This is a genomic window from Gardnerella sp. c12Ub_1 (genome assembly GCF_055804375.1).
In genome coordinates, this window is record NZ_JANUZC010000001.1 from 128,345 (window position 1) to 152,394 (window position 24,050).

Annotated in this window: 19 protein-coding genes and 1 tRNA gene; 15 read left to right on the forward strand and 5 right to left on the reverse strand. The window is 41.0% G+C overall.

Going from position 1 to position 24,050, the window contains the following annotated elements; genetic code table 11:
* Positions 1–57 precede the first annotated feature (57 nt).
* A complete protein-coding gene (locus NYP65_RS00530; RefSeq protein ID WP_473410460.1) occupies positions 58–1,275 on the forward strand; it encodes an alkaline phosphatase family protein in 1,218 nt (405 codons plus the stop codon).
* 20 nt (positions 1,276–1,295) lie between these two features.
* Here the strand turns inward: NYP65_RS00530 and sepH are convergent, their stop codons facing one another.
* Positions 1,296–2,618 carry a septation protein SepH gene (gene sepH, locus NYP65_RS00535; RefSeq protein ID WP_473410461.1) on the reverse strand — a complete coding sequence of 441 codons (1,323 nt, stop codon included), beginning with the start codon at positions 2,616–2,618 and terminating at the stop codon, positions 1,296–1,298.
* Between the two features lie 233 nt (positions 2,619–2,851).
* On the opposite strand from sepH, the gene NYP65_RS00540 reads away from it, so the two are divergent.
* From NYP65_RS00540 to NYP65_RS00550, 3 genes are read left to right on the forward strand one after another with little or no spacing between them, the layout of a single operon-like run.
* Positions 2,852–3,145 (forward strand): DUF4193 domain-containing protein, encoded by a 294-nt coding sequence (locus NYP65_RS00540; RefSeq protein ID WP_004574584.1) that lies wholly within the window; start codon positions 2,852–2,854, stop codon positions 3,143–3,145.
* The gene (dut, locus tag NYP65_RS00545; protein WP_004132127.1) at positions 3,145–3,633 is read left to right on the forward strand and encodes a dUTP diphosphatase; all 489 of its coding nucleotides are present in this window, start codon (positions 3,145–3,147) and stop codon (positions 3,631–3,633) included. Before NYP65_RS00540 ends, dut begins: the two co-directional genes overlap by 1 nt.
* An 11-nt stretch (positions 3,634–3,644) precedes the next feature.
* Entirely contained in the window at positions 3,645–5,984 is a 2,340-nt protein-coding gene (locus tag NYP65_RS00550) for a RelA/SpoT family protein (protein WP_353938736.1), read from the forward strand.
* Positions 5,985–6,118: 134 nt separating this feature from the next.
* On the opposite strand, the gene NYP65_RS00555 is transcribed toward NYP65_RS00550, so the two are convergent.
* The 4 genes from NYP65_RS00555 to NYP65_RS00570 all read right to left on the reverse strand — a co-directional run bounded on the left by NYP65_RS00555 (position 6,119) and on the right by NYP65_RS00570 (position 9,193).
* The gene (locus NYP65_RS00555; protein WP_004132129.1) at positions 6,119–6,658 is read right to left on the reverse strand and encodes a peptidylprolyl isomerase; all 540 of its coding nucleotides are present in this window, start codon (positions 6,656–6,658) and stop codon (positions 6,119–6,121) included.
* A 52-nt stretch (positions 6,659–6,710) separates the two neighbouring features.
* Complete coding sequence (locus NYP65_RS00560) at positions 6,711–7,391, reverse strand: methionine ABC transporter permease (protein WP_016805765.1); 681 nt, start codon at positions 7,389–7,391, stop codon at positions 6,711–6,713.
* 1 nt (position 7,392) lies between these two features.
* Positions 7,393–8,220, reverse strand: coding sequence for a methionine ABC transporter ATP-binding protein (locus NYP65_RS00565; protein ID WP_004574580.1), 828 nt, complete (start codon positions 8,218–8,220; stop codon positions 7,393–7,395).
* A 124-nt stretch (positions 8,221–8,344) separates the two neighbouring features.
* Positions 8,345–9,193 carry a MetQ/NlpA family ABC transporter substrate-binding protein gene (locus NYP65_RS00570; RefSeq protein ID WP_004132134.1) on the reverse strand — a complete coding sequence of 283 codons (849 nt, stop codon included), beginning with the start codon at positions 9,191–9,193 and terminating at the stop codon, positions 8,345–8,347.
* Between the two features lie 327 nt (positions 9,194–9,520).
* Between NYP65_RS00570 and NYP65_RS00575 the strand changes: the two genes are divergently transcribed.
* The 11 genes from NYP65_RS00575 (at position 9,521) to NYP65_RS00625 (ending at position 23,974) form a co-directional block, all read left to right on the forward strand.
* The gene (locus NYP65_RS00575; protein ID WP_004132135.1) at positions 9,521–11,233 is read left to right on the forward strand and encodes an NAD+ synthase; all 1,713 of its coding nucleotides are present in this window, start codon (positions 9,521–9,523) and stop codon (positions 11,231–11,233) included.
* 249 nt (positions 11,234–11,482) lie between these two features.
* Positions 11,483–13,858, forward strand: coding sequence for a formate acetyltransferase (locus tag NYP65_RS00580; RefSeq protein WP_020757917.1), 2,376 nt, complete (start codon positions 11,483–11,485; stop codon positions 13,856–13,858).
* A gap of 111 nt (positions 13,859–13,969) precedes the next feature.
* Positions 13,970–14,851 carry a pyruvate formate-lyase-activating protein gene (pflA, locus tag NYP65_RS00585; RefSeq protein ID WP_473410462.1) on the forward strand — a complete coding sequence of 294 codons (882 nt, stop codon included), beginning with the start codon at positions 13,970–13,972 and terminating at the stop codon, positions 14,849–14,851.
* 125 nt (positions 14,852–14,976) lie between these two features.
* Positions 14,977–15,324 (forward strand): hypothetical protein, encoded by a 348-nt coding sequence (locus NYP65_RS00590; protein ID WP_473410463.1) that lies wholly within the window; start codon positions 14,977–14,979, stop codon positions 15,322–15,324.
* Between the two features lie 240 nt (positions 15,325–15,564).
* Positions 15,565–16,947: an HRDC domain-containing protein gene (locus NYP65_RS00595; protein ID WP_473410464.1), complete on the forward strand. Its 1,383-nt coding sequence runs from the start codon at positions 15,565–15,567 to the stop codon at positions 16,945–16,947.
* Positions 16,948–16,998: 51 nt separating this feature from the next.
* Positions 16,999–18,357 carry a trigger factor gene (gene tig / locus NYP65_RS00600; RefSeq protein WP_032819412.1) on the forward strand — a complete coding sequence of 453 codons (1,359 nt, stop codon included), beginning with the start codon at positions 16,999–17,001 and terminating at the stop codon, positions 18,355–18,357.
* A 195-nt stretch (positions 18,358–18,552) separates the two neighbouring features.
* A complete protein-coding gene (locus NYP65_RS00605; RefSeq protein WP_473410465.1) occupies positions 18,553–20,049 on the forward strand; it encodes a chloride channel protein in 1,497 nt (498 codons plus the stop codon).
* Positions 20,050–20,084: 35 nt separating this feature from the next.
* Positions 20,085–20,696: an ATP-dependent Clp protease proteolytic subunit gene (locus NYP65_RS00610; RefSeq protein ID WP_032813113.1), complete on the forward strand. Its 612-nt coding sequence runs from the start codon at positions 20,085–20,087 to the stop codon at positions 20,694–20,696.
* A 5-nt stretch (positions 20,697–20,701) separates the two neighbouring features.
* Positions 20,702–21,370, forward strand: a complete 669-nt coding sequence (locus NYP65_RS00615; protein ID WP_004132142.1) for an ATP-dependent Clp protease proteolytic subunit — start codon at positions 20,702–20,704, stop codon at positions 21,368–21,370.
* Between the two features lie 147 nt (positions 21,371–21,517).
* Positions 21,518–21,591: transfer RNA gene (locus NYP65_RS00620), tRNA-Arg, on the forward strand.
* Positions 21,592–21,679: 88 nt separating this feature from the next.
* Positions 21,680–23,974, forward strand: a complete 2,295-nt coding sequence (locus NYP65_RS00625; protein WP_473410466.1) for an SHIRT domain-containing protein — start codon at positions 21,680–21,682, stop codon at positions 23,972–23,974.
* Positions 23,975–24,050: the final 76 nt, after the last annotated feature.

The window sequence follows — 24,050 nt, forward strand, 5'->3', positions numbered from 1 at the left end:
TTAGCGCTAACTCGAATTTAACTTTATATGTAGTCTTTTTTAACTACAATGTAGCTTATGACTATTGAGATTCCACAATTGGATGACTTGTTGAAGTTTGTTGAAAATAGCAAAATCCGTGACGCATACAATAATCCTAAATCTGCTCTTCATCTATCTTCGATTCTTCCAGCTCTTAGTGCTTCTATAGGATCGCCAATTTGCACACAAATCCATAAAAATCCTGATTCTTTGCGAGATTTGTTTGGGTTTCCTAAAGTAAAAAGTGCTGTTGTTGTGCTTGTGGATGGTCTTGGATATTGGAATCTTGCTATTAGAAAAGGTCATGCTCCATATTTGCGTGCTCTTCTTAACAACAGCGCAAATCAGCGCCCTATAACAACTTGCGTTCCTAGCACTACGGTTGCAGCAATGGCCACTTTTGGCACTGGGACTTGCCCTGGTCTTACTGCAATGACAGGATACACTCAAAAAAATCCTAAAACTGGCGCATTATCTCAATTAATCCAATTTAGGGATGCTCCAAATCCATTAGATTTGCAGCGCCAGCCTACAATATTCGAGTCTCTTTCTAGCTTGGGTGTTAGAGCGAATCATGTAAGTCTTTCAAAATTTGAGGATTCTCCTTTAACTCAAGCAGCTTTTAGAGGAGCTAAATTTATAAGCGGAACAACTGCTAGAGCGAGAATTATGAACGCTGCAAACAGCACTAAAACGCCTGGTTTAACGTATTTGTATCTTAGGGATATTGACAAAATCGGGCATAATTATGGTTGGGAATCCGAGAATTGGGTTTCTATTTTTGAGCAGATAGACGCACAATTAAATCTTTTAAGAAAAAATTGTCAAAAAGGCACTCTAATCGTTATTACGGCAGATCATGGAATGATTGAGTCAAATCCAGATTTGAAAATAGATATTGCAAAAGATAGTCGTCTTACTAAAGGAGTTAAGCTTGTTGGGGGAGAGCCTAGGTCTGTTATGCTTTATGCGCAAGACGGCGAAAATCCAGAAGATATTGCGTTAAGGTGGACTAATGTTTTGCAAGATAAAGCGCGTGTTAGAACTAAAGAGCAAGCTGTTAAAGATGGCGTTTTTGGAGAAGTCAGCTCGCTTGCGATAAGCGTTATTGGAGATGTTCTTGTTCAAGCAAAGTCATCTGTAACAATCGTTGATTCTAGAATCGAAACAGAAAAAGCCATGAACTTGCCGAGTGTTCATGGCTCTATGAGCGCAATGGAAATGGATATTCCGTGCTTAGTTGATATAGCTTAATTTACGCTAAATCATCCTTATCATCCTTCGCCAAAAAGAATCTCATCCCAGCTAGGAACAGCTGCACGGCTGCTCTTTTTGGCTTTAGAATGTTCGTTTGCGCGCGCTTTAGCAGACTTTGGCGTTTGCGCAGACTTTGGCGTTTCTATCGAAACAGTTTTGTCTGCTTGAATGTGATTATCTTCTTGTTTTGCTTTTTCGATACTCGAGTCATTGTTAGAACTAGAGTCGTCACTAAAAAGCGCATCTGAATTGTTGCTAGATTTGCTCAAATCGGAATTGGACGAGTTTGCTATATTCGATGCGATTTGTACGGCATTTATACTGTTAGATACAGCATTTGCATCCACTTGGTTCTCGCTATTTGCAACTAAAGTACTTAGATTATTGTTTTGCTCGTAGCTTTGCAAAGAATCTAAAGGATTTGCGTTATTTTGGTCTAGTGATTTATTCGCATTGTATTGTTCTTGTGCGTTTTGTGCGTTTGCGTTTTGCGCATTTTGGTCTTGCTCATTTTTTGCATTTTGCGCTTGCATTGCAACATTTGCAACATTTGCAAGGTTCTCACTATTCCTCGATTCCCATTGAGAAACAGCGCGCTCTATTCTTGCAGAACGAATTGAGTTTCCTGGAAGATCTTCGTTTGCAAATGGGAAGCTAATGCTTACAGTATCTCTATAAGTTCCGCCAAATTGCGACTTTTTGGAAGAATCATTATTCATAACTTCTTCGCCAAGTAACAATCTTGCAGAAGGATTAGCGCAAGCAACGGAGTTATCGTGCATGTTCCAAGTCCACTCGGCTTTTATTGTGCGAGTAGCAGTGTTGAATTCTGCTGTTATAAGCCATGGCTCAAGTCCGCGTCTTGTAGCGCGCCACTTTACTGTTTCCATTCCAATATGCGCTTTTGCAAGAGTGCGTTCAATCAAATCCGAAAGAGTTCGCATATTGCTTTGCTTAGGTGCTGGAACAGTCAAGAATTGCTCAATAGCATATTGCTTTTCGGTTTCTACTCCGCTTGAGAATCGTCTAACTTGAGATTCGCTTACGTTGTAGCGCTTTGCAACATGTTCTGGTTCTAATCCAGCGCGTATTAAAGCTTGAATTTGAGATATAGGCAGAGTTGCTGTAGTTGCATTTGGCGAATCGTCCGATTTGCCAGTCGAGTTAACTGTATTTTGATTATTCACATCAACATTTGTTAGTTTTTTCGACTCGGCGATTGCGCGCTCCAGCGTGTCGTCAACATGAATTTTTAACGGCGTGTTTTCAAAAATAAAAATTAAATCGCCATTATTATCCACATGATCGAAACTCGCCTCTTTTGGCGGATTTTCAAGCATTGCGCACCACTTTCCTCGCTTTTAACGATACTTATAACATACTTTAGTCCATAGTATGCCTTCTTTGCCATTTTCTATTAATAAAAAAGCGAGTATTCTATGCGGGGTAGCTTTCATGTATGCTATGCGCGTAGGTAGATTTAGACTAATTGCTATAAATAGTGCTAATCGCTATAAATAAAGTAGAAAAGTAGTTTTAAGCAATAAGTAATCTTAAAAACGAAAGGACCATAATGGCACAGGATTATGATTCTCCTCGTAGTAAAGACGAAGACGAGGAGTCGTTGGAAGCATTGAGCAAAGGCTCTCAAAGTTCTGCAAACGATATAGACGATGACGAAAACGCTATTGCAGAAGATTACGAGTTGCCAGGCGCAGATCTTAGCAACGAAGATGCATCTGTCACAGTAATACCAATGCAAGGTGATGAGTTCATTTGCTCCGAATGCTTCCTTGTAAAGCACAGAAGCCAGCTCGCTCAAATGTCTCAAGACGGTCAACCAATTTGCAAGGAGTGCGCAGCTTAATGGCTTACGATGATACCTATACGGGCCCAGAGCAGGTGGAAGTTCTTATTAAATATTTGAACGATGGAACAGATAGCCAGGCTGCAATGGAGCATCTTTCTTACGCCCATGCTGGAGATGCTGGAGCGGATTTGCGAACTACGCAAGACGTTACATTGCGTCCATTTGAGCGTGCTCTAGTGCCGACTGGCGTTGCAATCGCCTTGCCTGCTGGATACGTGGCTTTGGTTCATCCGCGTTCTGGTTTAGCTGTAAAACAGGGTGTTACTGTTCTTAATGCTCCAGGAACGATTGATGCTGGGTATCGTGGAGAGATTAAGGTTCCATTAATCAATATGGATCCAAATAATACTGTGCAATTTAATCGTGGAGATCGCATAGCTCAGCTTGTTATTCAACGTTATGTTGAAGCTAGGTTTGTTGAAGCAAGTCAGCTTCCAGGCTCCGATAGATCCACTAAAGGATTTGGCTCTACTGGCGTGCAATGAGGTGACATTCAATGGGAGAATCTCAAGAAGATATTAAAGGCGCTAATATGCTCGGGTGTGAAATTAGCGAAGATATGCGAGACCCATTGCGTCCTATATTGCAAATGTGCAAGTGGCATCATCCCGATGAAAACATGGATATTTTGCATAAGGCGTATAAAAGAGCCGTAAAGCAGCATACTGGTCAAAGGCGTAAATCGGGAGAGCCGTACATTATTCACCCTCTTGCTGTAGCTCAAATTTTAGCTGATCTTGGAATGGGTCCTATTGTTGTTGCTGCAGGATTATTGCACGACACTGTAGAAGACACAGATTACACGCTAGAAGAGTGCAGAGCAGACTTTGGAGACACGGTTGCTGGCCTTGTAGATGGCGTTACAAAAATATCCAATATGGAGTACGGCGAAAGCGCTCAAGCAGAAACAATCCGCAAAATGGTTGTTGCAATGAGCCGAGATGTGCGAGTGTTAGTAGTAAAACTTGCAGATCGATTACATAATGCGCGTACGTGGAGGTACGTTAAGGCGTCTAGCTCGCATAAAAAAGCTCGAGAAACTCTAGATGTTTACGCTCCTCTTGCAAATCGACTCGGCATGAATGCCATTAAAACGGAGCTTGAAGAGCTAAGCTTTAAGGTTTTATACCCTAAGATTTACAACGAAATCGTAGTGTTAGTTGCTAGAAGAGCTGGCCAGCGAGAAGTCTACTTGCGTCAAATCCTAGAAGAAATCAACGAAGATTTAAATCAGCAGCGAGTAAAAGCTTCTGTTAAGGGGCGACCAAAAGATTACTTCTCAATTTACCAAAAGATGATTGTTCGCGGTCACGATTTTGAAAATATCTACGACCTTGTAGGCGTTAGAATAATCGTTGATTCTATTCGAGACTGTTATGCGGCTCTTGGCGCAGTTCACGCGCGTTGGAGCCCTGTTCCAGGCCGATTTAAGGACTACATTGCTACTCCTAAGCTAAATATGTATCAAAGCTTGCACACTACTGTTGTAGGCCCTGGTGGAAAGCCTGTTGAGATTCAAATTCGCACATGGGATATGCATAGGCGTGCTGAGTTTGGTATTGCTGCACACTGGAAGTACAAAGCGAACGGCCAAGCTGGTCGAGCTTTAAGCAAGCCAGATAAGGGTGATGTTAAGCGCGAGCAAGAAGAGAACAAAGAGCTTAGCGAATTAGATAACTTAAAGTGGATTCAGCAGCTTGCAGATTGGACCAGCGAAACGCCAGATTCCGACGAATTTCTAGGATCCTTAAAGCAAGATCTTGGAGCTTCAGAAGTCTACGTGTTTACTCCAAAGGGGAGTATTGTTGCTCTTCCGCAAGATGCAACGCCAGTTGACTTTGCTTATTCTGTGCATACAGAAGTTGGACACAGAATGATGGGCGCTCGCGTAAATGGAAAGCTTGTTCCGCTAGATACAAAGCTTAACAACGGAGACACTGTAGAAGTTCTTACGTCTAAGTCCGATACTGCTGGCCCTTCTAGAGATTGGCTCAGCTTTGTAAAAAGTCCTAGAGCTAGAAATAAGATTAGGCAATGGTTTAGCAAGGAACGCCGTTCAGAGGCCATTGAAGAGGGTAAAGACGAGCTTACGCGCGCTATGCGTAAACGTAACTTGCCTTTGTCTACTTTGCTCACTCCGCAGGCGTTAATAGGCGTTGCAGAAGAGCTTAATATTACTGCTAACGTAGAAGCTGTTTATGCTGCGATTGGCGAAGGTCAAGTTTCTACGCAAAATGTTATTTCTCGTCTTGTTAAAGATGCGGGAAGTGAAGAAGTAGCAGAAGAAGCGCAAGAAGAGGCGCTTCCGCTTAGAAGGGCAGAGCGTAATCGCAAGTCTAACGGCGTTCTTGGCGTTTCTGTAAAGGGTGTTGGAGACGTTTGGGTTAAGCTTGCGCGCTGTTGCATGCCTGTTCCAGGAGATGACATTGTTGGCTTTATAACAAGAAATCAGGGTGTTTCTGTTCATAGAACGGATTGCCAGAATATGATTGATTTGCAAAAGTCGCAATCGGAGCGTGTTATTCCTGTGCAATGGACTAGTGATAAAGGCTTGTTCCTTGTTAAAGTTCAAGTAGAGGCTTTGGATCGTCAGCATTTGCTTTCGGATGTTACACGAGTTCTTTCGGATCATGGCGTAAATATTCTTTCGGGAACGATTGCTACTGGAGACGATCGCGTTGCTACAAGCCAATTTACGTTCGAAATGGCAGATCCTCAACATTTGAACACTCTTCTTGCTGCAATTCGTAAGATTGATGGCGTTTTTGACGTTTATAGAATTACGGGTGCAAAAGATAGTGCGGAACCGCGACTTAGAAAAATGGAACGCGATTAAGCTGCGACTAAACAGTAACTAAATCGTAGCTAAAGCGCAACTAAACAATAAAACTTCCAGTCAAATAATGCTTTGGCTGGAAGTTTTATTATTGCAATTTTTATACTATTTTTGCTTTATTTTAGCTAATGTTTTTACTTAATAACATCAATGGATACGATTCCAACTGGCTCTAGTGGAGCGTCAGACCTATCTGTTGGAACAGATTCTAGCTTGTCTACAACAGCTTTAGACTCATCATCTACGACTTCTCCAAAAATTGTATGATGGCCATCAAGCCAAGGAGTTGGAACAGTTGTTATAAAGAATTGAGATCCATTAGTGCCATGCAAGCGACCGTCGCGTCCGCGTTGCTTTCCAGCATTTGCCATTGCGAGCAAATATGGCTTATCGAACTTTAGCGATGGGTCAATCTCGTCGTCAAATTCGTAGCCAGGGCCGCCCATTCCGTTTCCAAGAGGGCATCCGCCTTGAATCATAAAGTCTTTAATAATTCTGTGGAAAGTTAAGCCATTGTAGAAAGGCTCATTAGACTTTTCGCCGCTAAAAGGATCTACCCATTCTTTTGCGCCAGTTGCCAAGTCAACGAAATTTTTTACTGTAATAGGCGCTTTATCGTCAAAAAGATTAATCTTTATATCGCCTTCAGACGTATGCATATTAATAAGTGTCATATTGCGATTCTCCCATACATTAAAGACTGTTTATTGTTTATTTTGATTAATATCAGCGCTCGTGATGGTTGATTTTGTTGGATATTAAATCTCCAATGCTTTGCACTAATTGCACAAGAATAATGCACAAAATTACTGCTGCGCTCATAACGTCGTATTGGTAGCGTTGGTAACCGTAGCGAATCGCAATATCTCCAAGTCCGCCTGCGCCAACTGTTCCAGCCATTGCAGAGAATCCAAAAAGCGTAATAAAAGTCAATGCTGCTCCGCGAATTAGCGAAGGTAAGCTTTCAAAAAGCAATACTTTGAATACGATTTGTGTGTTGCTTGCTCCAAAACTTTGAGCAGCTTCTATAAGACTTCCGTCAACTTCTGCCAAAGATTGCTCAACAATTCTCGCTACAAATGGTGCAGCTGTTATAACAAGCGGAACAATTGCTCCTGGAACACCTAAAGATGTTCCAACAATAAGTCTTGTAAGTGGAATTATAGCAACAAGCAAAATTATAAACGGAACAGATCGAACAACGTTTACAATGCTTCCTAAAACAGTGTTAAGCAGCGCGTTTTTGCAAATTCCTTGCTTTGCGCTTGTTATAAGAAGAACTCCTATTGGAAGTCCTATTACGTATGCAAATAGTGTAGATATTGAAGTCATAACAATTGTGTCTTTTGTGCCTTCAATAATTAGTTCTCCATATTCGTCTATAAATTGTGAAATATTTTCTGGCATTTTATTTCACCTCGCTGTTTTTGCTGTTTTCGATGTTATCGCTGTTGTTTGTGTTATTGCTGATGTTTTTGCTGTTATCTCTATGATTTTCAACATTTTCGTTTGCAATAAGTGTTTTTAGAATATTGCTTTGCGGATTCTTAAAAAGCGTTGAAGTATCGCCGATTTCTACGATTTTTCCGCCATCAATCATTGCAACTCTATCGCAAATATTGCGTGCAACTGCAAGAGAGTGAGTAATAATAACCAATGTAACGTTAAGATCTCGGTTAATTCTTCTAAGCAAGTCAAGTATTTGCGCTGTAGTTGTTGAATCCAACGCGCTTGTAGCTTCGTCACAAAGCATTATCGAAGGATTGTTAGCAAGCGCTCGCGCAATAGCAACACGTTGCTGCTGGCCGCCAGAAAGCTGAATAGGGTAGCGGTTTGCTAAATCTTTTAATCCAACTAAGTCAAGCAAATATTTTGCTCGCTCTTCTCGTTCGTTCTTATTCGTGTGGTTTAGTTCCAAAGGAAAAGTCACATTTTGCAATACAGTTCGCTGCTGAAAAAGACTAAAGTTTTGGAAAATCATGCCAATATTTGACCTGATATTAGATAAATCGCGATTTTTAGCGTCTGTAATATCTTTTCCGTCTATTACAACTTTTCCGCTCGTAGGTCTTTCTAGAAGGTTTATGCATCTAACTAGCGAAGACTTTCCAGCTCCCGAAGAACCTAAAATTCCAAAGACTTCTCCCGATTCAATAGTCAAATTAATGTCTTTAAGCGCTTCGTGTTTAGTTTTGCCGCTTGAATAAGTCTTATAAAGATGTTCAATCTGAATCATTTTTCCACCGATTGTAGAACGAATTGTAAAACGAATTATAAAACAAATATGAGGCACGTGCCTCTAGTTTTTTTAGAGGCACATGTCTCTTTTTTTTTATTTGCGATTAAACGCTGTAATCACGTTAAAACACTGGAAGAACAGCGCCGTTGTAGTTTTTATTTATAAAATCACGAACTGCGTCGGTTTTTAGTGCCTTAATAAGAGCCTTGATTTTAGCAAGTTTTTCGGAGCCCTTCTTAACAGCAATAATGTTTTCGTATGTCTTAGCGGCTACGCCTCCAACTTTTTCGCTTGTAAGAGGATCTTTAGTTGGGTTAAATCCAGCTTGAATAGCGTAGTTTCCGTTTAGAGCAGCTAAATCAACGTCTTTAACGACTGTTGGAACCAAAGAGGCGTCTATTTCCTTAAACTTTAGATTCTTTGGATTAGAAACAATATCCTTCTTGGTTGAGTTAACATCCTTTGGATTCTTTAGCTTAAGAAGACCTGCGTCTTGCAAAAGAAGAAGTGCGCGAGCTTCGTTGGTTGGATCGCTAGGAACAGCAACTGTTGCGCCATCTTTTAAGTCCTTAATTGTTTTAGTCTTTCCTGGGTAAAGTCCAAATGGCTCAAAGTGGATTCCAGCAATAGAAATAATATGCGTTCCTCTTTCTTTATTAAAGTTATCTAAGTATGGCAAATGCTGATGGTAGTTTGCGTCTGCTTCGCCTTCTTCTACAGCAGTATTTGGCTGAACGTAATCAGTAAATTCCTTAACAACCAACTTATAGCCTTGCTTTTGCAAAATCGGCTTAACTACTTTATTCAAAATATCGCTGTGAGGAGTTGGGGAAGCTGCAACCTTAATCACCTTATCGTCTTTAGTTGCTCCATTTGCAGAAGATCCGCATGCGCTTAGCGAAAGACCCAAAATCGCAGTTAGTGCTGTAAAAGCTGCAATAATCTTTGTGTTCTTTTTTGTGATTTTCATGTTTTTCCCCTTGTCCTTTAATGTTTTTTGCTAGTTGATTATTTTGTTTCTTAGCAACGGAATATCAATATATGCGATTTTGCAGCCTCTTCGCTACCTATTTTCTATTTGTATAATTTATGACGAGTTAGTAAAGCTAATAAAATCAATAAGATAATCAACAATTATTTTTTGCATTTAGGGCTTGATTTTTTGTTTTTTGCGATTTTTCTACGATTGGCGTTTTGCGATTGTTCTATTTGCAAAGCTAAAACGTTTTATTGCAACATGGCTTATTCAACATGGCTTATTCAACATGGCTTATTCAACATGGCTTATAATAAAAACATGACTTCTTTGCGTTTAGCTTTAGCTCAAATTGACACTTGCGTTGGAAACATAAGCAAAAATACGGATGAAATATTGCGATTTTGCAAAGACGCAAGTAGGGGAAACGCCGATATTGTTGTGTTTCCAGAAATGACACTAACTGGGTATCCAATCGAAGACCTTGCTTTGCGTGCAACATTTAGAAAAGCAGCTAATAATGCCGCTTATAGTCTTGCAAAAAGCTTAAAAGATAGCGGATTAGGTGACTTATACGTTGTTGTTGGAACGGTTGGTGTAGACGATGAGTTAGGTAAGCCAAGAAATCGCTTGCTTGTTATTAACAACGGAAAAGTGGCACTTGTTTACGACAAACATTTTTTGCCAAATTATGGCGTTTTTGACGAATTTAGAATTTTCTCTTCTGGAAACGATTGCGGAATTCTAAACGTTAAAGGCGCAAAATTAGGATTTGCGATTTGCGAAGATATTTGGCAAGATGGCGGCCCAGTTGCGCGTCTTTCTAAAGAGGGTATTGATGTTCTAGTAACAATCAACGGTTCTCCATACGAAGAAGGCAAAACGGATATTCGATTAAAACTGGCTCAAAAGCGTGCAAAAGAGGTTGATGCTCCGCTTGTTTATGTAAATCAAGTTGGTGCTCAAGACGATCTTGTTTTTGATGGCGGCAGCTTTGTAGTAAATGCAGACGGGTCTTTGATTGAGCGTTCTAAGATGTTTGATCAAGACTTAAGTTTTGTTGATTTTAATACAGATTTAGATGTGCAAAAGTGCTCGACGATTGCTCAAAAATTAGACCCAGACGAAGAAGTTTATTGCGCATGCGTTTTAGGACTTAGAGATTACATGCGTAAAAATGGCTTTAAGGGAGTTTGCTTAGGACTTTCTGGCGGAATCGACTCTGCGCTAGTTGCAACTATGGCGGCGGATGCTTGCGGAGGGCAAAACGTTTGGGGAATTTCAATGCCAAGCATGTATTCTTCGCTTGGTTCTAAAGACGATGCTTGCGATTTAGCTAAGCGCCTTGGAGCACATTACGATATTCAGCCTATTGAGCCGCTTTTTAAGTCATTCCAAAATCAGCTTGATTTGCAAGGTGTTGCTGCAGAAAATTTGCAAGCGCGAGTTAGAGGCGTGATTGTTATGGCGTACTCTAATTCAAAAGGTTTGCTGGCTTTAGCTACTGGCAATAAGTCGGAGCTTGCATGTGGTTATTCTACGATTTATGGAGATGCGGTAGGTGGGTATGCTCCTATTAAAGATTTGTTTAAGACTCGCGTTTGGGCGCTTTCTAGATGGCGTAATCGCGCTGCTAAAAATGGCGTAGGTCTTGGAATGTTGCCTATTGCTGGCAGTGAAGATTTTTCTAAAGAAAATAATCCTAAAGAAAATGCTCCAAAAGATGGCATTCTTATACCTGTAAACTCTATTGTTAAGCCTCCAAGTGCCGAGCTTAGGCCAGGGCAAAAGGACTCGGATTCTTTGCCAGAATACGATTTGCTAGACAAAGTGTTAGAGGCTCATATCGAGCTTGCTCACGGCAGGGCGGATTTGCTTGCAGACGGTTTTGATGAGCGCACAGTTGATACAGTTATTCGGCTTGTAGACCGCGCAGAATGGAAGCGTAGGCAGTATCCGTTAGGGCCAAAAGTTAGTGCGATTGCGTTTGGCAGAGATAGGCGAATTCCAGTAACAACGGCGTTTAGGGAATAGGCGGAGGCTGGGAACGGATTGGTGAAGCTTGGGAAAAGTCGCAAGCAACCGCCCGTTCGCTACGCGTTGTATATGTGCTAGTTTGAGGATTCAAACTAGCATTTTTATTAAAAATAAGCTAAAAAACAGTAAAATGTGAGGTAACTCACGTTAAAAATGCCAAAAATCGACGTGTACTGTTTAAACATTGCTCTAACATAGTAGAGAAGGCGACGTGAAGAAGCGTCGTGGATACGAAAGGAGTCAAATATGGCATCAGTGGATGCATCCGTTCTCAGCGAAGAGGATCTTCGTGCAAAAGCGTGGGATGGATTTACAAGCGGCAATTGGGAAAAAGATATTGACGTTCGTGACTTTATCCTAAAGAATTACACTCCATACGAGGGTGATGAGACTTTCTTGGCAGACGCCACCGAAAAAACTAAGCATATGTGGAAGTACCTCGACGACAACTACTTGGCTGTCGAGCGCGAGCGCCGCGTATACGACGTTGAAACACATATTCCAGCAGGAATTGACGCAATGCCAGCAGGCTACATTGAAAGCCCAGAAGTAGATAACGTAATCGTAGGTCTTCAAACCGACGAACCTTGCAAGCGTGCTATGATGCCAAACGGCGGTTGGCGAATGGTTGAGCAGGCCATTAAGGAAGCTGGCAAGGAAGTAGATCCAGAAATCAAGAAGATTTTCACCGTTTATCGCAAGACTCATAACGATGGCGTGTTTGGTGTTTACACCAAGAATATTAAGATTGCTCGCCACAACAAGATTTTGACTGGTTTGCCAGACGCTTATGGCCGTGGTCGTATTATCGGTGATTATCGTCGTGTGGCTCTTTACGGCGTAAACATGCTTATTGAGTTCAAGAAGCGCGATAAGGATTCGATTCCATACCGCAACGACTTTACTGAGACCGAGATTGAGCATTGGATTCGCTTCCGCGAAGAGCACGATGAGCAAATCAAGGCTTTGAAGCAGCTTATTAACTTGGGCAACGAGTATGGCTTGGATTTGAGCCGCCCAGCTCAAACCGCTAAGGAAGCTGTTCAGTGGACTTACATGGGCTATCTTGCTTCTGTTAAGAGCCAGGATGGCGCTGCAATGAGCTTCGGCCGTGTTTCCGCATTCTTCGATTGCTACTTTGAGCGCGATTTGAAGGCTGGATTAATCAACGAAACCGACGCTCAGGAAATCATTGATGCATTGGTTATGAAGCTTCGTATTGTGCGCTTCTTGCGTACTAAGGATTACGACGCAATCTTCTCTGGAGATCCATACTGGGCAACTTGGTCCGATGCAGGCTTCAGCGATGATGGCCGTACCTTTGTTACTAAGACTTCGTTCCGTTTGCTCAACACTTTGACTCTTGAGCATCTAGGTCCTGGTCCAGAGCCAAACATCACTATTTTCTGGGATCCAAAGCTTCCAGAAGCCTACAAGCGTTTCTGCGCACGAATCTCTATCGACACTTCTGCAATTCAGTACGAGTCCGATAAAGATATTCGTGAGCACTGGGGCGATGACGCTGCTATTGCTTGCTGCGTTTCCCCAATGCGCGTTGGTAAGCAAATGCAGTTCTTCGCTGCACGCGTTAACTCCGCAAAGGCTTTGCTCTACGCGATTAACGGTGGCCGCGATGAAATGACTGGCATGCAGGTTATTGATAAGGGTGTTATTGACCCAATCAAGCCAGAAGCTGATGGAACTCTTGACTACGAGAAGGTTAAGGCCAACTACGAGAAGGCTTTGGAATGGCTTTCCGAAACCTACATTGAGGCTTTGAACATAATCCACTACATGCACGATAAGTACGCGTACGAGTCCATTGAGATGGCTTTGCACGATAGGGAAGTCTATCGTACACTCGGATGCGGTATGTCTGGCTTGTCTATTGCTGCAGATTCCTTGGCTGCTCTAAAGTATGCAAAGGTTTACCCAATCTACAACAAGGATGCTAAGACCACTGAAGGTCATGAGTATGAGTACATCGAAGGCGCAGACGACGACTTAATCGTTGGCTACAAGACGGTTGGCGAGTTCCCAATCTACGGTAACGATGATGATCGTGCTGATGACTTGGCAAAGTGGGTTGTAAGCACTGTTATGGGTCAGGTAAAGCGTTTGCCTGTATACCGTAATGCTGTTCCAACTCAGTCCATCTTGACTATTACTTCTAACGTTGAGTACGGCAAGAACACTGGTTCCTTCCCATCTGGCCACAAGAAGGGCACTCCTTACGCTCCAGGTGCAAACCCAGAAAATGGTATGGATTCGCACGGCATGCTTCCATCCATGTTCTCTGTTGGCAAGATTGACTATGACGATGCTCTCGATGGCATCTCTTTGACTAACACCATTACTCCAGATGGTTTGGGTAGAGATGAAGGCGAGCGCATTAGCAACCTTGTTGGTATTTTGGACGCTGGCAACGGCCACGGCTTGTACCACGCAAACATCAACGTTTTGCGTAAGGAACAGCTTGAAGACGCTGTTGAGCACCCAGAAAAGTACCCACATCTTACGGTTCGTGTTTCTGGCTACGCAGTGAACTTTGTAAAGCTCACTAAGGAGCAGCAGCTCGACGTTATTTCTCGTACATTCCACCAGGGTTCAGTTACTGACTGATTCTGATTGATTTATGAGTGCCGCCGGGAGTGAGCATGGTTTTGCTCCTGGCGGCTTTTCAAATAAAATAGACTTAAAGATTACCAAAGACGGTTATAGGAGGGCATGTAAATGGTTGAAAACACAGCTTTTCGCACTACGACTCAGCACATGTTAAAGGAGTCAAAAGAGTATGCCCGACAAACTTTAATGGGTGGTCTTTCTGGTTTTGAATCTCCAATTGGATTAGACAGAAAAGACCGCTTAGTCGCTCTTAAAACTGGCGATATTGGATTTGTGCATTCTTGGGATATCAATACTTCTGTTGATGGCCCTGGCACTCGTATGACAGTGTTTATGAGTGGTTGCCCGCTTCGTTGCCAATATTGCCAAAATCCTGATACTTGGAAAATGCGCGACGGCAAGCCAGTCTACTTAGATGCAATGATTAAAAAAGTAGACCGTTATCAAAGTCTTTTTAAGGCAACAGGCGGCGGAATCACATTTTCTGGCGGAGAATCTATGATGCAACCAGCTTTTGTATCTAGGGTTTTTCGTGCAGCAAAAGAGATGGGCGTGCATACTTGCTTAGATACTTCTGGCTTTTTGAATCGCAATTATACAGACGAAATGATTGACGACATTGATCTTTGCCTTCTTGACGTTAAATCCGGAACTGAAGAAACGTATAAAAAAGTAACTGGCGGCTTGCTTCAGCCAACTATTGACTTTGGTCAGCGCTTGGCGAAGGCTGGTAAGAAGATTTGGGTGCGTTTTGTGCTTGTTCCAGGTCTTACAGACAGTGAAGAAAATGTTGAAAAAGTTGCTGAGATTTGCGATTCGTTTGGTGATGCTGTTGAGCATATTGACGTGCTTGGCTTCCATCAACTAGGCCGCCCAAAGTGGCATGAGCTTAGGATTCCGTACCCTCTTGAGAATCAAAAAGGACCTTCTAAGGCGCTTAAAGAGCGAGTTGTAAACCAGTTCAAAGACCACGGTTTTGTAGTGTACTAGACTGCATTTAGACTGCGTCAAAGCTGTAATTGTAATTTAGGGAAATTTTGCGTATTTTATTGTTTTTTTTTTTAAAGGATTTTGTATAATTATACAAATAACCTTTTTTAGAGAAAGGATACGCAATGAAGCGCAGAATAGGTTGTTGGATTGCATTAGCTTTTGCATTAGCGTTAGCTATTTTTGCACGGTGTAACGATCAGTTTGGCTTTGGCACAGCGATTATTATTTTAATTGTTTTGCCGATAATCTTGCTGCCGGTAAATATAGTTGCAGCTTTCGATGAAAAACCTCTTATTGAAGTGCCAATAATATCTGTTGCTATAACCATTGCTACAGAACTTGCCACTTTCCCAATAAGAGATTTAGGTTTACATGCTCTCTACGTTATCCCAACAGTTTTAGTTTCGGCAGTCGCATTTACTCTTACTAGATTCCTTAAAACTAAACTTGTTAAGCGCATAACTCAATAAGAATCAAACAATAAAACAGAATGATTATTTAATTGATTATTTATTTTTGATTAGTCGTAGTTGTGTGCGAAAGTTGAAGCCGTGTTAAAAGATGCATAATCTATAACACGGCTTAAATATATCTTGCGCAATATTCTATAGAATGTTTTACGGATGTTTTGCAAAATAATATTCAAGCATTACAAAGTAAGATGCAAAAAGCGTAAGAATTTGGCTAAAGCGTACAATCGGGAGGCGTTCTTGAATAAGGAACCAAAGCTTTTAAAAGAGCCTAGAGAAGGAGTTCCAGAAGTCATTGATACGCTTGAAGCATATAAAGAATATTGTAATTTGTTGGCAGCAGGGTCGGGGCCTTTGGCTGCAGATGCAGAGCGCGCATCTGGTTTTAGATATGGTCACGAAGATTGGCTGATTCAGTTCAAACGCAAAGGTGCAGGAATTGGATTGCTGGACCCAATAGCTTTAGGAAAACTTGGCGTTGATTGGCATGAATTTAATGAGGCAGTAGGAGACGCGCCTTGGATTATTCACGATTCTATGCAAGATTTGCCAGGATTTTTCGATATTGGTTTGCGTCCGCGTGCTTTATTTGATACAGAAATCGCAGCTAAATTGCTTGGTAGAAAGCGCTTTGGATTAAGCTCTGTAACTGAATATTATTTGGGATTGACTCTTGCAAAAGAACATTCTGCAGCGGATTGGTCATATAGACCTCTTCCTAGAGATTGGCGAAATTACGCGGCTTTAGACGTTGAATTGCTAATCGAATTAGAAGAAGTAATGAGCGGTGAGTTAAAGAAGCAAGGCAAGCTTTTATGGGCAAATCAAGAGTTTGCACACTTATTAAGTAAAGGTGCGCAAAAGAAGGCTCCTCACCCAAATCCTTGGCTTAGAATATCTCATATAAGCGTTCTTATGCACGATAAAATCGGCTTAATGATTGCAAAAGAGCTTTGGCAAAAGCGAGATGAGCTTGCTTGTCAATACGATATTGCGCCAACTCTATTGCTTTCGGATGCTGCGATTATTGAAGCAGGAAAGCGAAAACCAAGTAATTCTAGGGAGTTTCGCTCAATTCGCATTCTTAACGAACGTGTTAGGATTCACACGGGCAGCGAGCAAGACAAGATGTTTGAACGCTATGCTCCGATTCAGCGCAAAATCAAGCCAAATGTGTGGAAAGCTGTTATAGAAGACGCGATTAGTCGCGCTAAAAGTGGGGAAGTTGCTATTGTTTCTAAGCTTGATGATTCAAGTAGTAAATATGGCAATTACAACGATGCTGGCGATTTTGGCGATACTGGCAATTCTGCGGATGCTGGCGATTCTGTTGATTCTAGCGACGCACAAGAATCGCAAGCAGCTCCACGATCTATGAAGTATTGGCGTGATCATCATCCCAAAAGATATGAGCGCTTACAAAATGTAAAGCAGTCTTTAATCAAGATTGCAGAAGATACGCACACGCCTACGGAAATCATTATTAAACCGCAAATTATTCGCAATCTTTGTTGGCAAGATAATATTGAGCATATTGATGTTAAGGAGTTTCTTGTAGAGCAGGGTGCAAGAACGTGGCAAAGCGATTTAATTGCTGAGTCCGTAACTCGCGCTATTATGTAACGGTTGTGCCATATGGCAGAAGCTAGAAAACGTAATTTCAGGAGCGCAAGCGTGAAAATCAGCGTCAGGAATCTTGAGCCAACTAAGGTTAAGCTCACCATTACCGCAGATCTCGAAGATTTTGAGCCATTTATGGATCAGGCTCGTAAAGAGATCGCAAAGCAAATCAACGTGCCAGGTTTCCGTAAGGGACACGTACCAGGCAAGATTGTAGATCAGCGAGTTGGCTTCGGAGCTGTTGCCGGTGAAGCTGTAAATTCTGCTGTTCCAGAGCTTTATTCTAAGGCTTTGGAAGAAAAGAAGATTCGCCCAATGGATCAGCCAGAATTTGATGTTCAGGAAGTCCCAGAATCTGCTAAAGACGAACTTAAGCTTAAGTTTGTTGCAACTGTTGAGCGTCGCCCAGAGTTCAAGCTTAACAAGTTTAAGGGTGTAGAAATCGAAGTAGAGAAGCCAGAAGTTAAAGATAGCGATGTTAAGGCTCGTCTTGAGGCTTTGCGCGCACGTTTTGGCACTCTTGTTGGTGTTGATCGCCCAGCTAAGAAGGGTGATTTTGCAAACATCGATTTGGAAGCTAAGATTAACGACGAAGTTGCCGATTCTCAAAATGGCGTAAGCTACGAGCTTGGTTCCAACACCATGCTTGATGGTTTGGATGAGGCTTTGGAAGGTCTTTCCGCTGGAGAAGAAACCACTTTTGAAGGCACTCTTGAGGCTGGAAAGAACCAAGGCAAGAAGGCTCAGGTTAAGGTAAAGGTTAACTCCGTTAAGGCTCAAGAATTGCCAAAGCTTGACGATGAGTTTGCTAAGGAAGCATCTGAGTTCGACACCTTGAAGGAACTTAAGGAAGACGTTCGTAAGTCTTTGGAGCAAGCAAATGAAGGTCGCCAGGCAACTCTTGCTCGCGATGCCTTTATTGCTAAGATTCAGGAAGAAGTTGAAATTCCTGTGCCAAAGGGTGTTAAAGATAAGGCTGTTGCCGAGCATCTTAAGGGCATGACTCCAGACCCAGAAAAGGCTACTAAAGAGCAAAAGGACGAGGCTGAAAAGGCTGCAGAAAAGGAGCTTCGCGACCAAATGGTTCTCGACGCTTTGGCAGAAAGCCTCGACGTTTCTGTTTCTCAAGCAGACGTTACCAACTTCTTGGTTTCTGTTGCTCAACAGTACGGAATGGATCCAAGCCAGTTTATTAACGCTATTGTTCGCAATGGTCAGCTTGGTTCTGCTGTTCAAGAAGTTGCTCGCTCTAAGGGCTTGCTTGCTGGTATGCGTGCTGTAAAGTTTGTTGCTGGCGGAGAAGCTCTTGATTTAAGTGCTTTCTTGTCGGAAGATGAAGAGCCAGAAGACGAAAGCGTTAAGGCTGCTTCTGCTGCTGCAGCTGTTGCCGACGAGCTTGCTGCTGAAAAGTAGTTAGAATCTTCTAAATTAGAATCTTCTAATAATCTTGTTATTTAAGACCTAGTAGAGCATAACTCTGCTGGGTCTTACTTATATTTAATTAAGCTGGGTCTTACCTATATCTAATTAAATAATTACGATAATTACAGGGTTATAGAATTACAGGACTACAAGGTTACAGAGAAATCTTAAGAATTGCGAGACATTATGGATAGTAGTGCTAAAACTAAGCATGAATCTTGTTGCAAGTTTGGCAAGTTTGACAAGTTTGGCAAATTCTGCAAATCTTGCAAATTATTTAGTTTTGCAATTCTAGTAGCGCGTTTTATTGCATCTTCGGTTGTTCTTGGCGTTCTTGTTGCCCTAGGAGCAACAGTTCTTACGCTTATTTTTTACGCTGTACAATACCTTGCTTTTGGCTCAATTGAATCTGCTGAAAATACTGTATTTTTAGGTCTTCCTTGGTATCGCTACGTGCTATCTTGCACAATTGCTATGACTATTGCTTCACTAGCTTGGTATTTTTTGCGAAAGAAGGAGAATCCTCCTCGAATCTTTACTATTCCACAAGCCGTTAGTGGCAGTAGAATGCCAATTTTTTCTACTATTGCACATGTTTTATTACAAATCGGCATTGTTGGCTCTGGAATTTCAATCGGAAGGGAAGTAGCTCCTAGAGAATTAGCTGCAATGATTGCTCAGCGTTGCAGCAGTATTTTTAATGTGTCTGTTAAAACTCAGCGTATACTAGTTGCGTCTGCTGCAGGTGCTGGCTTGGCTGCAGTGTACCACGCGCCTTTAGCTGGCACCGTGCTTTCTTTAGGTTTGCTTAGTAAAACTCAAGGTTTTGGTTTTTATGCGTGGCTAAATCGCGAAAATGGCTCTGTAATAGTTAATGCACTTAAAAATATTGCGCGCTCGGAGCGTTTGCATTGCTTGCCTTTTGCTCTTGTTATGAATTATGTTGCTGCGTTTGTTGTTGAGTTTTTATTGCATCATTCTAGATATTACAATATTTCGCAATTTTCTTGCGTGATTTCTTGGCAAATTTGCGTTTTAACTGTTGTTGTTGGTGCAGTGTGCGGCTTAGTTGGTTACGTTTTTCGCTTGGGTATTATTTGGTGTAGAACTCATGCTTTGCGTGGTATACAAATGCTGTGTTTTATGCCTGTAGCTGGCTTAGTTATTGGTGTTGCAGCTTGTTGGTTTCCGCATATTATGGGGAATGGTAGGTCGCTTTGCCAACTTGCGTTTTCTGTAGCTAGCTTTCCGTATATGGCAGAAAACTCGCATATTATGATTATTTTGTTGCTTCTTGCGCTAATTAAAATGGCTGCTACTTTGCTTGTTTTGCGCTATGGTGCTTCTGGAGGCGTTTTGCAACCGAGTATTTCAACTGGCGCTTGCTTTGGCGTGATTTTATACGCTATTTTTTCAACAACGGCGCTTTCGCAAGTTTTTGACATTTCGCAAGTTTCCGCAATTTCTGTATCTATTATTGGTGCTGCTTCTTTACTTGCGTCTTCTAGAAAAGCTCCGATTATGGCGTGGCTTTTAGTTGCGGAATTAGTAAACGCACCGTTTACATTACTTTGTCTTATGCTATTTGCAGTGATTGTGTCTAATTGTGTATCTAGTTGTGTGTCTAATTGCGTTAAGCGTTTTACTTCGCATTCTTGTTTTGCGGTCACACGCACACGATAGTCTAGATATATTCAAAATGTTTGTAAGGAGATAAGGTGACTGATCTGTTTACGGCTTCTCCCGTTATGCAAGAAGGGGAGCCACAAAATCCAACGGATTCGATTTTTAATCAACTCTTAAAAGATCGTATTATTTGGCTTGGCTCTGAAGTCAAGGATGAAAATGCCAATATTATTTGCGCTCAGATGCTTATGCTAGCTGCGCAAGATCCTAAGAAAGATATTTGGCTTTATATTAATTCGCCAGGTGGTTCTATTACCGCTGGAATGGCTATTTACGACACTATGCAGCTTATTGAGCCAGATGTTGCTACGATTGCTGTTGGCATGGCTGCTTCTATGGGTCAGTTCTTGCTGAGTTCTGGCACGCCTGGTAAGCGTTTTATTACGTCTCACGCTCGCGTGCTAATGCACCAGCCTTCTGGCGGTGTTGGTGGCACTGCTACAGACGTGCGTATTAATGCTGAACTTATTATGGATATGAAGAAAACTCTCGCTGAGCTAACGGCTCAGCAGACTGGTCATACGGTTGAAGAGATCTACCGAGACAACGAGTATGATCATTGGTTTACTGCTCAGCAGGCTTTGGAGTATGGCTTTGTAGATAAGATTGTTACCACTCCAGCTTCTATGCGTGGGGAGGAGTGATTTTAATGGCAAGTGAAGAAGCAAAGTTTGTTGCTCGCGCTAAGCGTTTGGGTGGATTCGGTCAGACCAGTGGTGTGTTTACGAATCGTTATGTTTTGCCTCAATTTGGCGAGCAGACTCCTTATGGTATGAAAACGCAAGATCCATACACTAAGCTTTTTGAAGATCGCATTATTTTTATGGGTGTTCAGGTTGACGACACTTCTGCTGATGACATTATGGCTCAGCTTTTGGTTCTCGAAAGCATGGATCCAAGCAGAGATGTAATGATGTACATTAACTCTCCAGGCGGTTCTATGACGGCTATGACGGCCATTTACGATACCATGCAATACATTAAGCCAGATGTTCAGACGGTGTGTTTGGGTCAAGCTGCTTCGGCTGCTGCGATTTTGCTTGCTGCTGGCGCTGCTGGTAAGCGTATGATTTTGCCAAATGCTCGCGTGCTTATTCATCAGCCTGCAATGGGTCAAGATTTTGGCAAGGCTACAGAGATAGAGCTTCAGGCTAAGGAAATGTTGCGTTTGCGTGAATGGTTGGAATCCACTCTTGCAAAGCACACTGGCCAAAGTGTTGATCGTATTCGTAAAGATATTGAGGTAGATACTATTCTTACAGCTCCTCAAGCTAAAGAATACGGTATGGTAGACGAGGTTCTGGAGCATAGGTCTTAAGGATTTTATGTTTTAGATTCTTGTGTTTTAGATGCAGACCCTGGCGATGGCGACACGCCAGGGTTTGTATTTTTGTAAAGATGGTTGTATATTAGTCAAGTTGCCAAAAACAACGGAAAGTTAAAGTTCCAAGTTTTTGGAGAACATGCGCCAGTAGCCCAACGGATTAGAGCATCTGACTACGGATCAGAAGGTTGCAGGTTCGAATCCTGTCTGGCGCACGATACACGCGGCTTATGCCGCGTTTTTTTTTATAATGGTTGTTATCAAAAGTGATTGATTAATTAATTGAGAAAAAGAGGCTATCTTATGCAACCTGAGAAAGTTAATCGTTATAGTTTGCGTAAGTTCGGACAACATTTCGTTTCTGCTGTGGTGGTAGTTGTGGTGGTTGGAATTTTGTTCTCTGGAATGGCTCTATCTCAAGCGACACTTGCTCACGCTGACATGGTGGGTAAAGATAATGATTTAAGGAATGGCTCAGAAAGTAGCCGTACCGCAGGTTCTGCAAACAAAACTAATCCTTTAACTAAAGATGATGATGGATATTATGATTTAATGACTGAAAAAACATCAGAAAATCTCTATCCAGAAGTTTTTTCAAATGAAGAATTGCAAAAAGCTGAAGCAGAAAAAGACGATAAAGTAAAAATTTATTTCACTCCAAAAGGAAAAGACTTTAACCCAAAAGGAAAAGATACCAAACAATTAACATTAATAGGATGGAGATTTGTAGATTGGTATCCACAAGATGGAACAGTTGATTACTTTATATTTTTACCAAAAAGAAATGTAGAGAGTGCAAGAGCACAAGTTGGAGCAGTTTATCACGCTTTTAACACCTTAGAAGAAGGCAATAAAATTTCTTTTAATGACGGTAAATATGCCGAAACGCCATTTTCTCTTTCGGTAAATAAAAAAGTCCTTGGAGAAAATTTAACAGAGGAAACTAAATTTAAAGTAAATCCAAAGCAAACTCGTGCATTTGTTAGAGTTAGCTATCAAACAACTAAAAATGACGATGCACTCTCACAAGTTTTTTATGTAGATAGATATGGAGAAGGAAATACTATATTTAAATTTTTTGTAACTTCTGTAGATGCAGATTTTCACTTTGTAGATGATAGTAGTTATAGAAAATTAACAAACCAAAAATTATCTTCACCTCTAAAAGAAAGAAGTGAAAGAGATAAAAATTCTTTTTCTAATGAAGCTTTTAAAAAGCTTGATCTAAAAGATATGCTTAACATTGTTAAAACAGATAAAGCTTTCTTTGGAAATAATCCAGTCTATAGTGCCGATTTGTCCACTCCTTTATTGTCATATGATGGTGATGAAAAAAGTTCAATAAAAAGACCTACTTTAGATCAGTTAAAAGCAAAAACAATTCCGGGATATATTTACTGTGATAATGATATAGATAAGCCAAAAACAAAAGAATTTAAAAAAGATGACGCTACAACGAAAGAAAAAGGCAATCATTATTTAACTTATGGCTATGATAACGATAGAAATATGTTGACTACAAAACATTATTATGTCACTTATCGCGCCATGCCAACAGAAATTGTTGTTCGTCAATTTAAAGAAGATAAAAAAACATCTTTAGATAATAGTTTTGATCTTTACCGTGTGGAAGATAATAAAGAGGTTTTAGTTAAATCTGCTATTAAACCTAATTATTCTCGTGCGAATGAAAAAGAAGATACTATAAATTCTATAGAAAAAATGATGAAAAAAAATACAATAAACGATCAAGGCTATTACGAAACAAATAATCTTCTTTATTTAGAACCAGGTAGTTATGTTTTAAAAGCAAAAAAATTAACAGAGCCATACTATAACGAAAAAGAAAATCAGGAATTTACAGTTAGTCTTTTGGATAGTAATGATAAAAAAACAAGAATAACTGTAGACTTTAATGCTTTATTAAAACATAAAGTAAGCTATAATTTCAACTCAAAAGATGACAAAAAATTACCAGACAAAGTTACAAACTTACTGCCAAAAAATGAAAATACATATAAAAAAGGCGAAAAAATAACTCCAGCTGACCCAACGCAAAAAGAAATATCAGTAGACGGAGGGAAATGGACATTCCTAGGATATGATACTGAAGAGCAAACAGTAGAAGATAAAGATTTAACATTCACAGGAACATGGAAATTTACTAGCATAAAACCTCTATCTACCCTAGACGAAGCACCTCAATTAGAAGTAGCTGACAAAGAAATAATGGTAGGAGAAGATTTAGATCTAAAAACACTAATAATAAGTGCAACAGACAAAGAAGACGGCGACTTAAAAGAAAAAGTAGAAATAGTAGATAAAGGTGGTTTTGACAATAACAAAGTCGGCACATATAAAATTACATATAAAGTAGCAGATAGCAAAGGAGCAACTGCAACAAAACAAGCGACAGTAACAGTAAAAGAAAAAACAAAATCAAATCCACAGCAAGAGTCACAGCCGCAGCCAAAGTCGCAGCCACAGCACAAAGCCACTTTACCGCGGACAGGAACGACCGTTAGTAGCTTAGTATTGATTGGAAGTGTATTAGTTGCGATTGGTGTTTTGCTTCAAGTAAGTAAACGAAAAGATTAATGTTTAATAGTTGAACCCCTCTATCCACAGATAGAGTGGTTATAGGCCGAAAAGTGTGTAAAGCTAAGCTGATGAA